The organism is Mycobacterium sp. 050272, from assembly GCF_039023525.1.
GTDB lineage: Bacteria > Actinomycetota > Actinomycetes > Mycobacteriales > Mycobacteriaceae > Mycobacterium.
This window is the reverse complement of record NZ_JBCHKV010000001.1, coordinates 867,077-882,190: the sequence shown is the minus strand read 5'-3', so window position 1 is coordinate 882,190 and position 15,114 is coordinate 867,077. Positions and strand designations below refer to the sequence as shown.

Here is a 15,114-nt window from a genome sequence, read left to right as displayed (position 1 = left end):
GGCCCGATGACCGGGGTACGGGTGGTCGATCTCACCGCAATGGTGATGGGACCCTACTGCACGCAGATATTGGCCGACATGGGTGCCGATGTCATCAAAGTCGAACCGCCCCAGGGGGATAACACCCGGTACATCTCGGTGGGGCCGGCACCCGGCATGAGCGGGGTATTCGTCAATGTCAACCGCGGCAAGCGCAGTGTCGTGCTGGACCTGCGCACCGACGCGGGAGCTGATGCGCTGCGCGCTCTCGTCGAGACCGCCGACGTATTCATCCACTCGATGCGCGCCAAAGCAATCGCCAAGCTCGGCTTCGGCTACCACGACGTCGTCGCCATCAATCCCGCGATCGTCTACACCAATTGCTATGGGTATGGGCGGCGCGGACCCGATCACGACCGTCCCGCCTACGACGACACGATTCAGGCCGAATGCGGTCTGCCCGCGGTGCAGGAGCAATTGACCGGTGAGGCCGATTACGTCGGCACCATCATGGCCGACAAGATCGCCGGGCTGACGGCGCTGTACGCGACGATGATGGCGTTGTATCACCGCGAACGCACCGGGGTGGGGCAAGAGGTCGAGGTCGCCATGTTCGAAACCATGGCCTCGTTCATGCTCGTCGAACACGCCAACGGTGCCATGTTCGACCCGCCGCTGGGACCGGCGGTGTATCCGCGCACCGTGGCGCCCAACCGCCGCCCATATCGCACCAGCGACGGCTATATCGCCGCACTGATCTACAACGACAAACACTGGAACGCGTTCATGCAGGCCGTGCAGCCGCCGTGGGCCAGCGAGCTGTATTCGACGCTGGAACAACGTGCTCGCGACATCGACACCGTCTACGGGCTGGTCGCCGAGACGATGAAAGAGCGTTCCACCGCGGAGTGGCTGACGTTGTTGCGCCGACTCGAGATACCGGCCGCGCCACTGAACACCCCCGGCGCGCTCTTCGACGATCCGCATCTGGCCGCCGTCGGCATGTTCGAGACGGTGGACACCCCGCACGGGCCGGTGCGTTTCCCCGGCGTGCCCACCTGGTTCTCCCAGACGCCGGGTCGCGTCGCGGGGCCCGCGCCGGGGCTCGGCGCCCACACCGAAGAAGTGCTCGCCGAAATCGGGCTGGGCGTCAACGTGAACCACGGATAGTACCTAGTCAACGAAATATGTTGCCACAGAGGAGTTTCCAACGATGACCGTCCCCGTTTACCAGCGGATCCTCGACCTGTTCGAGGTCGAGGGCGTCAACACCCTGTTCGGTATTCCGGACCCGAACTTCGTGCACATGTTCGCCGAGGCCGACGCGCGCGGGTGGTCGGTGGTCGCACCGCATCACGAACTGAGCGCGGGATTCATGGCCGAGGCGGCATCGCGGATGACGGGTAACCCCGGACTGTGCATCGGCACCCTCGGCCCGGGCATGGCCAACATCGCCGGGGCGATCCAGTGCGCGCTCGTGGAGAACTCGCCGGTGATCTTCCTCGGCGGTCAGCGGGCCCGCGTCACCGAGCGCCGGGTGCGCCGCGGCCGCATCCAATTCGTGCGACAGGAACCGCTTTTCGCCGCGTCCGTGAAGTACAGCAGCTCGATCGAATACGCCGACCAGACCGACGAGATCATCCACGAGGCCATCCGCAAGGCGATGTCCGGCACTCCGGGTCCGGCTTACGTCGAGTTCCCGTCGCACGTCATCCTCGAGGAGCTCGACGTCGCCGAAGCGCCGCCACCCAGTACCTACCGGCTGGTCAACCAGGGCGCCGGCACCCGCGAGGTTGCCGAGGCAGTCAAGCTGATTCGCGAGGCCAAGAGCCCGGTTCTACTGGTCGGGCACGGCGTGCACACCACCCGTACTCAACAACAGGTCAGGGAGCTGGCCGAGCTGATGGCCTGCCCGGTGATCCAGACCTCCGGCGGCACCTCGTTCATCCCGGGACTGCAGCAGCGGACGTTCCCCTACTTGTTCTCCCCGGCGGCCAACGACGCCGTCGAGGAATCCGACCTCTGCGTCGCGCTGGGTACCGAACTCGGTGAGCCGATGCACTACGGCCGCACCCAGCACTGGGCGCGCAACGATGCGAACCGCAAATGGGTTCTGGTCGAGCAGGATCCGACCGCCATCGGCGTCAATCGGCCCGTCGACGTCGCGCTGGTCGGCGATCTGCGCGGTGTCGTGCCGCAGCTGGTCTGCGCACTCAAGGATGCTGCGCGCCAACCCGGACCCTCGCTGGCGGTCCTGATCAAACAAGATGCGAAAGAGCTTGCGGACGTGGCGGAATCGGCACCGTCTGGGCGCTCGCCGATCCACCCGGCGCGCTACGTCGTCGAGGCCACCAAGGCGTTCAACGAGCTCGAGGACGGCATCATGGTGCGCGACGGCGGCGCGACCGTGATCTTTCAGTGGACCTACTCGCAGTCCAAGCCGCGCGACGTCATCTGGAACCAGAACTTCGGCCACCTCGGCACCGGATTGCCCTACGCGATCGGAGCGTCCGTCGCCGAGGGCGGCAAGCGGCCGGTGATGCTGCTGACCAGCGACTCCGCGTTCCTCTTCCATATCGCCGAGTTGGAAACTGCTGCACGACAGAACCTTCCGCTGGTATGTGTGGTGGGCGTAGACCACCAGTGGGGCTTGGAAGTGGGCGTGTACAAGCGCACCTTCCCCCAGCCGTCGCCGCAGCCCGGTGTGCACTGGAGCAAGGATGTCCGGATGGACAAGGTTGCCGAGGGCTTCGGCTGCCACGGTGAATACGTCGAAAAGGAATCCGAGATCGGCCCTGCGATCGCTCGCGCCTACGCCAGTGGCAAAGTCGGTGTTGTGCACGTGTGCATCGACCCCAAGGCCAACTCCGAGGAGATGCCCAAGTACGACCGATTCCGGACCTGGTATGCCGAAGGCACTCAGTAAGCGCACTTCGCCGAGAAAGGGATGATGTCATGCGCGAATACCTGAACTTCTACATCGACGGCAAGTGGGTTGAGCCGTTGGTGCCCAATGCTTTCGACGTGGAAAACCCGGCTACCGAGCAGGTGTCCGGCCAGATCTCGCTGGGCTCGGCGGCCGACGTCGACGTGGCGGTCAAGGCCGCGCGGCACGCCTTCGCCAGCTGGTCGCAAAGCAGCCGCGAACAGCGGCTGGACCTGTTGCAGGCCATCCTCGCCGAATACCAGAAGCGCTCGAGCGACCTCGCCGAGGCGGTGACCGAGGAAATCGGCGCGCCGGCATCGCTGGCCGCGGGGCCACAGGTCTTCCTCGGGATCGGACACCTGAACACGGCCATCGAGGCGTTGAAGCACTTCGCGTTCGAGGAACAAAAAGGGGCCAGCCTGATCACCAAGGAGCCGATCGGTGTCTGTGGGCTGATCACGCCGTGGAACTGGCCGATCAACCAGGTCGCCGTCAAGGTGTACCCGGCGTTGGCGACCGGCTGCACCGTTGTCCTGAAACCGTCTGAGGTAGCTCCGTATTCGCCATACATCTTCGCCGAGATCCTTGATGCCGCGGGTGTGCCACCCGGGGTGTTCAATCTGATCAACGGCGACGGCGCGGGCGTGGGCGTCGCCCTGGCCAGCCATCCCGACATCGACATGGTGTCATTCACCGGTTCCACCCGCGCCGGTATCGAGGTAGCCAAGCTTGCCGCCCCGACCGTAAAACGCGTGACCCAGGAGCTCGGTGGCAAGAGCCCCAACATCGTGCTCGACGACAGCGGCTTCGCCGATGGTGTCCGCGCTGGTGTGGCCAACATGATGCCGAACTCCGGGCAGAGCTGTAACGCACCGACGCGCATGCTGGTGCCGAACTCGCGCATGGCCGAAGCGATCTCCATCGCGCGGGAGGCTGCCGACCAGGTCACGGTGGGCCATCCCGATGCAGGGACGACGATCGGGCCGGTGGCCTCGAAGACTCAGTTCGACAAGGTGCAACGACTGATCCAGCAGGGCGTCGACGAGGGCGCGACCGTGGTGGTGGGCGGCCCGGGCCGGCCGGACGGGCTGGACAAGGGTTACTACGTCAAGCCGACGGTTTTCGCCCACGTCACCAACGACATGACGATCGCGCGCGAGGAGATCTTCGGGCCGGTGCTGTGCATTCTCGGTTACGAGGATCTCGACCAGGCCGTCGAGATTGCCAACGACACCGAGTACGGGCTGGCGGGATTCGTCTCAGGAGCCGACCTCGACAAGGCACGTGAGGTCGCCCGCAAGATTCGCGCCGGCTGGGTGACGATCAACCACGCCTTCGACATGAACGCGCCCTTCGGCGGCTACAAGCGCAGCGGCAACGGTCGTGAGTGGAGCGAGTTCGGCTTCCACGAGTATCTGGAAGTCAAGAGCACCCTGGGCTATTCCGCCTAGAAGGCCCCTGACACGGCCTAACACTCTAGGCCGAAAACCGAGCACACCACCGCCGAAAACCGGCGCGTGTCTGCGCCGTATCTGACGCGCTCGCCCCTAAGCTTGCTGAAATCAAGAGGAGGGGCACGACGTATCGGCAGCAACTACCGCGCCGGGCACCGCAGTGGTCAGGGCGCGTTAAAAGCGGGCACTGAGCCGGACGGAACAGACTCCGCGCCGGCAAGTTCTGCTCGGCAGAATCGGTGGGTAGACCCGGTACGTCGTGTCGGCCGGCTGGCGATATGGGATAAACCCGAGCAGCGCAGCGGCATTCCCGCGCTCGACGGACTGCGCGCGGTAGCGGTCGCCCTGGTGCTCGCCGACCACGGCGGCATCCCCGGCGTGAGCGGCGGGTTTCTGGGCGTCGACGTCTTCTTCGTGCTCAGCGGATTCCTGATCACCTCGTTGTTGCTCGACGAACTCGGGCGGACCGGCCGCATCGACCTCACCGGGTTCTGGATCCGCCGGGCCCGCCGGCTGCTTCCGGCGCTGGTGTTGATGGTGCTTGCCGTCGGCGCCGCCCGCGAACTGCTTCCCGCTCAAGCTCTCACCGGGCTGCGCGACGACGCGATCGCGGCGTTCTTATGGGTGGCCAACTGGCGTTTCGTCGCGCAGAAGGCCGACTACTTCACCCAGGGTGCGCCGCCCTCGCCACTGCAGCACGCCTGGTCGCTCGGCGTCGAGGAGCAGTACTACTTCGTCTGGCCGGTCCTGCTGATCGTGGTCACCCTGCTGCTGGCCGCGCGGGCCAAGCGCTACTTCATGCGGGCCACGGTCGGCGATGTGCGCTTCGCCATCTTCGTGATCGCCACGCTGGGTGCGCTGGCTTCCGCGGCGGCAGCGATCGTGTTCGTCTCCGGCACCACGCGTGATCGCATCTACTTCGGCACCGACACGCGCGCGCAGGCATTGCTGGTCGGTTCCGCGGCGGCGGCTCTGCTGGTGCGGGACTGGCCGTCGCTCAACCGCGGCTGGTGCATGATCCGCAGTCGCTGGGGACGGCGGGTCGCCCGGTTGCTGCCGATGATCGGAGTGGCGGGGCTGGCGGCGGCGGCTCATTTCGCGACGGGCAATGTCGGCGATTTCCGGCACGGCTTGCTGATCGGTGTCGCGATCGCGGCGGTCTTCGTGGTCGCCCCGGTGGCGATGGAGCAGCGCGGCTTGGTCGCCCGCATTCTCGCGGCGCCACCGCTGGTCTGGCTGGGCACCGTCTCCTACGGCATCTATTTGTGGCATTGGCCAATCTTTCTGGCGCTCAACGGCGAACGCACCGGATGGTCGGGGTTACCGTTGTTCGCCGCCCGGTGCGGGCTCACGCTGGCGGTGGCCGCCGCGTCGTATTGGCTGATCGAACAACCCGTCCGGCGCTGGCGGCCGGCCCGGGTGGCGTTGCTGCCGCTGGCCGCTGCCACAGTGGCCAGCGCCGCGGCGATCACGCTGCTGCTGATTCCGGTCGGCACCGGAACCGGCCTGCGCGAGACCGGCCTGCCCCCGGGCGTTTCGGCGGTTGCCGCGGTGTCGAACGCCCCGCCGGGAGGCAGCCGTCCGGTCGGGCCGCGAAACCCCAACCGGCCGTTCACAGTTTCGGTCTTCGGTGATTCGATCGGGTGGACCTGGATGCATTTCCTGCCGCCGACACCCGGATTCGCGTTCCTCGACCACACGGTCATCGGGTGCAGCCTGGTTCGCGGCACGCCATACCGGTACATCGGCCAGACCCTGGATCAGCGAGCCGAATGCGACACGTGGCCGAGCAGATGGGCAGCGCAGATCAGTCAGGACCAGCCGGACGTCGCGCTCCTGATCATCGGGCGCTGGGAGACGGTGGACCGGGTCAACGAAGGGCAGTGGACCCACATCGGTGACCCGACGTTCGACGCGTACCTCAACGCCGAGCTGGAGCGAGCACTGAATATCGTGAGCGCCAGCGGGGTTCGGGTAGTGGTTGCCACGGTGCCGTACAGCCGGGGCGGCGAGAAGCCGGACGGCCGGCTGTATCCCGAGGACCAGCCGGACCGAGTCAATCAATGGAATGCCATGTTGCGCAAAACCGTTGCGCAGCACAGCGGCGTTGAAATCCTGGATCTGAACAAAAAGCTTTGCCCCGACGGTGTTTACACCGCCAAGGTCGACGGCATCAAGGTGCGCAGTGACGGTGTGCACTTGACCCCGGAAGGGGTCAAGTGGCTGACGCCGTGGCTCGAAGAGTCTTTGCGATAGACGCTTAGTCGTTGGTTCGGCAGCTGATTTCCATGCTGTCGCTTTCCCGGACCAGGCAATTGAAGCTGGTGTAGCCGTTGGCGGGGTCGCGCACGCGATCGAGATACGGCGCCATGTCGGGCGCGCTGGCGTTGTCGGCGATCACCAAAGCGCCTGTGGTGAGCCGGGGTTCGAGCAATTTGATTACTGGAAGATAGAGATCCTTCCAGCCGTCCAGCAAGACGAATTCGATCGGCCCGTCTTGGCCTTCCAGCGTGGTCAGCGCATCGCCTTCGAGAATCGTGATCACGTCGTCCAAGCCGGTCTCGGCGAACGTCTTCTTCGCGGCGGCAATCTTGCTCGCGCTGAGCTCCGTAGTCACCACGCGCCCCACGCCGTTGTCGCGGACGGCCGCCGCGAGATGAATAGCCGAGATACCGAACGACATTCCGAACTCGACCACCGTCGTCGGACGGGTCGCGCGAACCAGTGCGTACAGCAGCCGGCCGGCGTCCGGCGTCACTGGGATGTAGAACTCGCTCATCGCCTCGGTGCGCTCTGCGGTGGTCATCGGGCGCGCGAGCTGACCGTGCCGCTCACGCAGCAGTGACATCTGGTTCTTCGTCTCTGTGTACATCCGGTCGAGCACGCTCTCGACGCGAGAGTCTTGCAAGGTTGTGGCCATGCCCTTGAGGGTAGGCCTCGGCGACATTTGCCCGAGCGGTGACCACAGGCTCCCAGGGTGTGACCCAGAACACGCAAGCTCGCAGTCGTAAGAAAAGGAGTTTGACGAGCAGCGGGTGGCAGTGCCAGCATGGTTGGGCAAGCACCTCGGTAGGTGAGGCGTCTGCACGGACACAGGCCACTGACCCCGAACGTCGAGAGACGCCCCGGGTCAGGACAGCTCTTCCCGGACACAAGGGTTGAGCCCAAGTGGCTTCTGGTCGCGGCCATCGGTCGATCCAGATACGCCGTGCAGTGCCGAAGCTCCGACGAGAGGGGTGCGGTCGGCGGGCTCATGGCCCGGCATTCGTACCTCTCCCGCGTGTGAAACGTGGACACCCGCGCGTGTCATGGCCGTGAGGAGGTGAGGGCGAGATGAGTCCCGGCGATAGTTGCTATCCGAAATCCATCTTGAACCGATCCGGTTCCGGCATTTCTTTCTGCTGACGCAGCTCAAATTGGCTGTTCCGCAACCGTATTGACGGCGGCGAATGCGGGATGTATTTAGCGTGCCGGCGAACCGATCGGGCTTCCGACAGGGGGAAGACTATGACTTTTGTTGTTGCGCGGCGTATTCGCGGTCTTGGAAGGTTGCGCGGACGGTCGATGCTGCGTGCGGGTCGGCTGCTGACAAACAGGTTGTGCGCCATGCACATCCCGACGCCCGAAGAGCGGGCGAACCTGTATGTGTCGCTGACGCCGATCGCCGTGCTCTCGTCCGCGCCCGGCGGACACTCACCGGGCGGTGGGAAAGACCACCGATGATGTGTTCCGCCAGCGGTCCCCAGCGGCGGGTGGGGGGTTGGTAGCCCGCCGCTGGGGCGCGTTGAACACCCGACTTGGGTAGCCCGACTCTTCAGATAGCGAGAACGACATGACGTTGACTTCCACCCGTCCGCAAACCGTGTTGGATTCCGCGCACACCGGCGACATCGTCGGAGCGTTCGGCCGTATCAAGCGCGATGACACCGGTGCTCTGGGCGGCCGGTGGCGGCGGTTACGCACCCTGCTGGTGATCACCGGCCCCGGATTGATTGTCATGGTGGGTGACAACGACGCCGGCGGCGTCGCGACGTACGCGCAAGCGGGCCAGGACTACGGGATGAACCTGTTGTGGACGCTGGCCTTGCTGATTCCGGTGCTGTACGTGAACCAGGAGATGGTGTTGCGCCTGGGTGCGGTAGCGCGAGTCGGTCACGCACGCCTGATCTTCGAGCGCTTCGGAAAGTTCTGGGGCGCATTCAGTGTCGGTGATCTGCTGGTCCTGAACGCCCTGACAATCGTCACCGAATTCATTGGTGTCGCAATGGCGTTGGGGTTCCTGGGCTGTCCGAAGACCGTCGCGATCCCGGTCGCCGCGGTACTGCTGTTCGCCGTGGTCGCCGGCGGCTCGTTCCGGCGCTGGGAAGGGCTGATGTTCCTGCTGATCGCCGTGAACGTCGTGATGCTCCCAATGGTGCTGATGGTGCATCCGAGTCCGAAAGTGGCTGCCGGCGGTCTGGTTCCACAGTTCCCGGGCGGACTGAACTCGACCGTCCTGTTGTTGATCATCGCGATCGTGGGGACCACGGTGGCGCCGTGGCAGCTGTTCTTCCAACAGTCCAACGTGGTTGACAAGCGCATCACGGCACGCTGGATTCCCTATGCACGAGCCGATTTGATCATCGGTATCGTCGTGGTCATTGTCGGTGCGACGGCGTTGATGGCGGTCACCGCCTTCGGTCTGCCTGCAACCGGCAGCTTCACCGATGCCGGGGCGGTCGCGAAAGCGCTGCGCCACCCGGTGGGCGTGCTGTTCGCGATCATTCTGCTCGACGGTTCGTTGATCGGTGCCAATGCGATCGGGCTGGCCACCACCTATGCCATTGGCGACGCGATGGGCAAGCGGCATTCGCTGCACTGGAAAATCAACGAGGCGCCATGGTTTTACGGCGGGTATGCCCTGCTGCTCGGGGCGTCGGCCGCGGTGGCGTTCAGTCCGGATCACATCCTCGGGCTGGTCACCCAGGGTGTGCAGGCGCTGGCCGGCATCCTGCTGCCCTCGGCGACCGTGTTCCTGGTTTTGCTCTGCAATGACCGGGCGATCCTGGGACCGTGGGTAAACACGTTGCGGCAGAACGTCGTTGCCTGGGCCATCGTGTGGGCACTGGTGCTGCTGTCGCTGGCGCTGACGGCAGCCACATTCTTCCCGGATCTCTCCACGGCAGCTCTCGAAGCAGGGCTGGCGGCCGGTGCGGCGGTCGGCGCAGTGTGCGGCGCCGTGGCGATCATCGGCGACCAGTGGTACCGCGACACTCGCGCGGCCAAACTCGCCTCGCCAGTAGGTCGTGCCGAAAGCCGGGCCCTGCGCCGGCAAGAACAGCAGTCTTGGCAGACGCCAGAGCTTAGCTCTCTTGCCCGCCCGGCTCTTTCGCCGATTCGCCGGACCGGGCTGTTGATCTTGCGCGGTTATCTGGTGCTGGCTGTCGTATTCGTGATCGTCAAGATGGTGGAGGTTGGCGTCGGCTGACGTCTACGGCGAACCATTGGGCAGCAGGACGATTTTGCCGTGCGTGTGCCGGCGCTCGAGTTCCTCGAAGGCGTCAGCTACCCGATCCATCGGGAACGTCGCCGCGATGTCGAAATCGACGGCACCGCTGGCGACGAGATCGGCGACCTCGGTGAGCACTTCCGGAGTCGACGCGTCGGTGCTGCCTTCGGTCTTGGCGCCGACTTCGCCGGCCTTCTGGAAGGAGATGATCGTGTCGATGCGTTGCGGTGGCACCCCGAGATCCACGGCGAGCTGGACGTAATCCGGGCCGAATAGATCGATGAACGCGTCGATCCCGTTCGGCGCCGCCTCGTGCAGCCGCTCGGCCAAGCCCTGGAAATCATTGCCGTAGCCGATCGGAATGACGCCGTGCGCCCGCAGCCATTCGGCGTTGCCCGCGCCGGCGATGCCGAGCACGCGCGCCTCGTGCCGAACCAACAGCTGGACGACGAGACTGCCGACACCTCCGGCCGCCGCCGACACGGCGACGGTCTCGCCCGGCCGCGGTGCGACCGCGCGCACCGCAGCGTACGCGGTCGCACCGACGACATAGAGCGAACCCGCTGCCTCCCAGCTCAATTGCGCAGGCTTGCGGATCAACTGATCCACCGGGACGGCGGTGTGGGTGGCATGGCTCGATCGCCGGAAGCTGAACCCCAGCACCTCGTCGCCGACCGTGAACTCGGTGACCCCCCGACCGGTTGCCGTCACGACACCGGCGAGATCGCTGCCTTGCCCGGAGGGAAACGTGGCGGGGAACATCTCGTGCATCGCGCCCGATCGGATCGCGGCCTCGCCGGGATTGATGCCGGCGGCGCGAACCTCGACAACGACTTCACCCTGTCCGGGTGCCGGCATGTCGATATCTTCCACGTACAGCACATCGCGGCCCCCGTAACGGTCGAACCGTACCGCGCGTGCCACCGCAGCCGTCATCTCGATCTCCTTACCCAGTCGCATCGAAACGTGCGCCCGGCCCCTGGCCAGGATAGGCGCCTGCCGACTGGGCGTATGTTCATATGCGCCCACGCTGTTCTCGACCGAAAGGATGCCCATGCGACGTGCGCGTAGGACTGTCACCGGTTGGGTGGCCGCCATCATGGTGGTCGGCATCGCGATCACCGGCTGCGGCAAGACGTCGGCCCCGCCATCCGGGAGCGGCACCACATCGGTCCCCAGCACCCCGGCGGGACCGCCCCCGGATTACAGCGCGTTGCTGATCCAGGCCGGTGATATCGGCGCAGATTTCACCGCGCCGCAACCCCCGGTGCTGAATTCCAACAACACGACTGGCGTTGCCCAGCTGTTCGTCAACGCGGACAACAGCCGGCGGATCGGTGACACCATCCTGGTCGTCGCCGATCCCTCGATCGCGGCCGCGGCCCTGGAGAACACCAAGACGAATTACGCGAAGAAGGTCACCGGCACGTGGCAGCCCGTCGACGTCGGCACTAACGGTGCGATGATCTCGGGCGTCTCGCCGGACAACTCGCAGGCGATCGCGGTGTTGTTGTTCACCGAGGGCAGGGCGCTGGTAAACCTGGAATTCGACAGCGCGCCCAACGACCCGATCGACCCGGCGGTTGCCGCCGACGTCGGCCGCAAGCAAGCCGCAGCGGTCAAGAACGGTTTGCACGGTTAGCTGCTCGGGCTACACCAGCCCGAGCAGTCGCAGATCCGCGACGTACTTTTCGATCAGCCGCTCCGACAAGTGCGGAATGTCGTTATCCGCACCGATTTTCGCTGCCTGCACCGCGCCGCGGAACACGTCCGTGGGCGCCGGCGCCCCAAGCAGCGGTGCCTCGGGCTTCCGGTAGACGTCGAGCAAGGCAAGCACAGAGTGCTGACGCTGTTTGTCCGGCAGCGCCCGCAACGCTGTTTCGAAACGCCCGAACCATTCGTCATGGTCGTCGATGCGACGGATGTCGTTGCCACCGGCGATCAGCCAATCCACGAAGACGTCCAGTGAGATGCCGTCGTCGTGCGGGTTCATCACGTCGAAGGACCGGTACTCGCCAGCCGCTGCCGTCTGCTCGCCCAACGTGGTCACCGACTCCGCCACGAAGTCGGCCGGCAGACCGTCATAGTGCGCCACCGCCCGGTTTCCTTGCGGGTCGGTTTGGTAGAACGACGACGGCGCGATACCGGTCACCAGCAAGCTGAAGATCAACCGGGTGAACGCATCCGGGACATTGAGCTGGCCCGCGTACTGGCTGTGCGCGAGGATCATGTCGGACCGCAACACCGTGACCGGCAACCCGCACAGGTCGTGCGCCTCCCGTAGCAGCACCTCGCCGCCCCACTTGCTGTTCGCATACCCGTTCGCGTAGCTGTCGTCGACGGGACGTACCGCGCTGACGGTACGGATGTCGCCGTCCTCGGCGAACACGGTGGCATCCACCGACATGGCCACCGCAACGGTCGACATGTACGTGACCGGCTTAATGCGTGTCGTGATCGCCAGCCGGATCAATTCGGCGGTACCCACGACATTCGGGCCGAACAGCTGGTCGTACGGCAACACGTGGTTGACCAGTGCCGCGGGGTGCACGATCATTTCGACGTCTTGGGCGAGGCGCTGCCAAGTCGCTTGGTCCAAACCAAGATTCGGCTCAGCGATGTCGCCGACGATGACCTCGAGATGATCGGCGGCCAGGGTGCGGTACCGCTGCAGCAGTCCCGGATCACCACTGTCGAAAACAGCCTCCAAGCGCTTGGCGGCGGCTTCGGTGTCGGTGCCGCGGATGATAGTGATGAGCTTTCCGCCTCTATCGGCAAGCCGCTCAAGCCATTCCAGGGTAAGGAAGCGACCCAGATAGCCGTTGGCGCCGGTGAGCAGCACCGTCTGCGGTGTGCCGGAGACGTGCGGCAGCTCCGGGGCCGCGTTCAGGGTGGCGGCGTCGATGAACTTGTCGAGGGTGAGTTCGGACGCGCGGACTTCGGTGGCACCGCGGCCGTGCACGGTCGAGAAGGTGGGCCGCTTGGCGCCGGATTCACGTTCGGATTCCACATATTCGGCGAGCTGACGCAAGTCGGACGCCGGGCTGATGATCTGGCCCACCGGCACTTGCACATCGAAGATGTCCTGCAGCAGGTTAGAGAAGGTCAGGGCGGACAGCGAGTCTCCGCCCAGCTCCAGGAACTGGGTATGCGGCTGCGGCGGCCCGCCGGGCAGGCCTAGTAACGCCTGGGCAGCGCGCGTCAGGGTGTCGATGACCGGGCGGTCCGCCGCGCCTTCGCGCAGCGCGCGCAGCTCGGCGGTGCGGGTGGCGGCGAGCTCGGCGTAGAGGTCTTCCAGCCGTGCGCCGTAGTGCTCCTTCAGCTTGGGGCGCAGCAACTTTCCCACCCCCGACAGCAGTCCGTTGTCCTCGCTGAACGGCTCGGAGTCGACCAGGAAGTCGGCGGGCACTTCGTAGGATTGCAGCTCGGCGAGTTTGGCGGTGCGGCGCAGCGATTCGTTCAGCGCTGCCTTGAGGCCGTCCGGATCACCGGCGAATCGTTGCGCGGCTTCCAGGGTCGGGACCACGACCGCCACCAGGTAAGGCCGTTCACTGTTGCCGTACACGAAGATCTGCCGCACCAGCGCGGCGTTGCTGAAGACGGCTTCCAGGCGTGCCACAGCGACGAATTCGCCTTGCGCCAACTTCAATACGTTGTTTCGTCGGTCGACGTAGACCAGGCGATCCGGCCCGACTTCGGCCATCACGTCACCGGTGCGATAGTAGCCGTCGGGGTCGAACGCGTTCGCCGTCACATCGGGGCGTTTGAAATACCCGCCGAACGCGGTCTGCGACTTCACCAGCAGCTCGCCGCGCGGGTACGGCTTGTCGGTGTGGAAATAACCCAGTTCGGGCACGTCGATCAGCTTGTAGTCCAGGATCGGCGGCCGGCTCACCACACCGTCCTTGAACACCATCCCCACCTCGGTCAAGCCGTAGCCGTCGAGCACATGAGTGTCCAAACACGACTCGATGAAGGTCTTCATCTCGGCGGCCAGCGGCGCGGTGGTGGAGAAGGCGGTGATCACTCGACCGCCCAGAAGTTGTTCGCGCAGTTCGGCTTTTGCTGCCGCGTCAGCATCTTCGGGATCGGCGCCCTGACCGATCAGGCGCTCCACCGCGCTTTGGTAACGCTGGTAGAGCATCTCGACCACCCGCGGCACCATGCCCATCTCGGTGGGGCGCACCAGGTTCCAGTCATCGAACAACGTGGACAGGTCACTGTCCGGTACGAAATAGCTGGTGCCACCGGCTTGGAACGACGACGACAGCGGTATCCGTCCGCCGACGTGGTTGAGTGGCATGAAGTTGACGTTGAACACCGGTACATCAGCGAACTCCGGGTAGAGCTCGTTGGTCCACAGCTTCAAGATCATGCGCTCGGTGTACATCGCCCCCTTGGGCAGACCGGTGCTGCCCGAGGTGTACATGATCATGGCCAGCCGCTCGTCGGTTTCGCCGGTGTAGAACGGCTCCGGTGGCAATGCGCGGCCACGCTCGACCAATTCGTCGAAGGTCTCGACGGTAACCGCCACGCCGGCCTCGACCAATTTCGCCTGTGCGCGCTCCAGGTTCTCCCGCTGATCGTCGATGTCCGCCCGATAGTCGAAGACCACCAGACGGCGCAACGATGTGCTGCCCAGCGCGGCCTCGACGGCGAGGTCCAGATACTCCACCCCGGCGGCCAGCACCTGGGGTTCGATTTCGGCGACGATCGGCTGAAGCCGCGACGCGGTTGCGTTGTGCTGCAACGGCACCGCCACCAGGCCGAGGTAGCCGGTTACCAGGTCAACCGTCAAGTACTCGGGGCTCGCGAAACCGAGAGTCGCGACCACGTCCCCCGGCGCCACCGGGGTGGCCTCGTCGCGCCGCCACGCCGTGGCGACGGCGCGCACGTTGGCCCACAGATCGCGGTAGCTGATCGTGTCGAATCGGGGGAGCAGCCGGGTGGTGGTGCGGCCGGTGGTGGGATCGGTGCTCAGCTCGCGAGCGCGCCATCCCAATGCGGGGCGGTCGCCGTAGCCTTCGACGAACATCTCCAGGATCTGCGGAAGCCGCAGACCGGGCCGGCGGGCCGCGGCCTGCAGCGCGAGATCCGGCCTGGCGTTTTGATATTGCCCGTCGGTCGCCGCCACCCGCCTGATGCGCTCGGCCACTCGTTCTCGTGGGGTGGTTGTCGCACTCGCGCTCGTGCCGTTGTCGCGCTTCGCATCAGTGGTCATGACCAGCCCCAGGCTCTCGTTCGGACGACTCTCTAGCGCAAACCCC

Annotated in this window: 10 protein-coding genes and 1 riboswitch; of the genes, 7 read left to right on the top strand and 3 right to left on the bottom strand. The window is 65.4% G+C overall.

The window, feature by feature from the left end:
• Positions 1-6 precede the first annotated feature (6 nt).
• The 4 genes from AAHS21_RS04330 to AAHS21_RS04315 all read left to right on the top strand — a co-directional run bounded on the left by AAHS21_RS04330 (position 7) and on the right by AAHS21_RS04315 (position 6,615).
• Positions 7-1,149, top strand: coding sequence for a CoA transferase (locus AAHS21_RS04330; RefSeq protein ID WP_342926574.1), 1,143 nt, complete (start codon positions 7-9; stop codon positions 1,147-1,149).
• 43 nt (positions 1,150-1,192) lie between these two features.
• Entirely contained in the window at positions 1,193-2,905 is a 1,713-nt protein-coding gene (locus AAHS21_RS04325; RefSeq protein WP_342926434.1) for a thiamine pyrophosphate-binding protein, read from the top strand.
• Positions 2,906-2,934: 29 nt separating this feature from the next.
• Complete coding sequence (locus AAHS21_RS04320; RefSeq protein WP_342926433.1) at positions 2,935-4,356, top strand: aldehyde dehydrogenase family protein; 1,422 nt, start codon at positions 2,935-2,937, stop codon at positions 4,354-4,356.
• Positions 4,357-4,629: 273 nt separating this feature from the next.
• Positions 4,630-6,615, top strand: coding sequence for an acyltransferase family protein (locus AAHS21_RS04315; protein ID WP_342926573.1), 1,986 nt, complete (start codon positions 4,630-4,632; stop codon positions 6,613-6,615).
• Positions 6,616-6,619: 4 nt separating this feature from the next.
• On the opposite strand, the gene AAHS21_RS04310 is transcribed toward AAHS21_RS04315, so the two are convergent.
• Complete coding sequence (locus AAHS21_RS04310) at positions 6,620-7,279, bottom strand: class I SAM-dependent methyltransferase (RefSeq protein ID WP_342926432.1); 660 nt, start codon at positions 7,277-7,279, stop codon at positions 6,620-6,622.
• A gap of 138 nt (positions 7,280-7,417) precedes the next feature.
• Positions 7,418-7,602, top strand: a riboswitch (M-box (ykoK) riboswitch).
• 264 nt (positions 7,603-7,866) lie between these two features.
• Between AAHS21_RS04310 and AAHS21_RS04305 the strand changes: the two genes are divergently transcribed.
• Positions 7,867-8,082, top strand: coding sequence for a hypothetical protein (locus tag AAHS21_RS04305; protein WP_342926431.1), 216 nt, complete (start codon positions 7,867-7,869; stop codon positions 8,080-8,082).
• 109 nt (positions 8,083-8,191) lie between these two features.
• Positions 8,192-9,826, top strand: a complete 1,635-nt coding sequence (locus tag AAHS21_RS04300) for an NRAMP family divalent metal transporter (protein ID WP_342926430.1) — start codon at positions 8,192-8,194, stop codon at positions 9,824-9,826.
• A 3-nt stretch (positions 9,827-9,829) separates the two neighbouring features.
• On the opposite strand, the gene AAHS21_RS04295 is transcribed toward AAHS21_RS04300, so the two are convergent.
• Positions 9,830-10,783, bottom strand: a complete 954-nt coding sequence (locus tag AAHS21_RS04295; protein WP_342926429.1) for an NADP-dependent oxidoreductase — start codon at positions 10,781-10,783, stop codon at positions 9,830-9,832.
• Between the two features lie 118 nt (positions 10,784-10,901).
• Between AAHS21_RS04295 and AAHS21_RS04290 the strand changes: the two genes are divergently transcribed.
• Positions 10,902-11,489 carry a hypothetical protein gene (locus AAHS21_RS04290; RefSeq protein ID WP_342926428.1) on the top strand — a complete coding sequence of 196 codons (588 nt, stop codon included), beginning with the start codon at positions 10,902-10,904 and terminating at the stop codon, positions 11,487-11,489.
• A 9-nt stretch (positions 11,490-11,498) separates the two neighbouring features.
• Here the strand turns inward: AAHS21_RS04290 and car are convergent, their stop codons facing one another.
• Complete coding sequence (gene car / locus AAHS21_RS04285; RefSeq protein WP_342926427.1) at positions 11,499-15,068, bottom strand: carboxylic acid reductase; 3,570 nt, start codon at positions 15,066-15,068, stop codon at positions 11,499-11,501.
• Between the last annotated feature and the right edge of the window lie 46 nt (positions 15,069-15,114).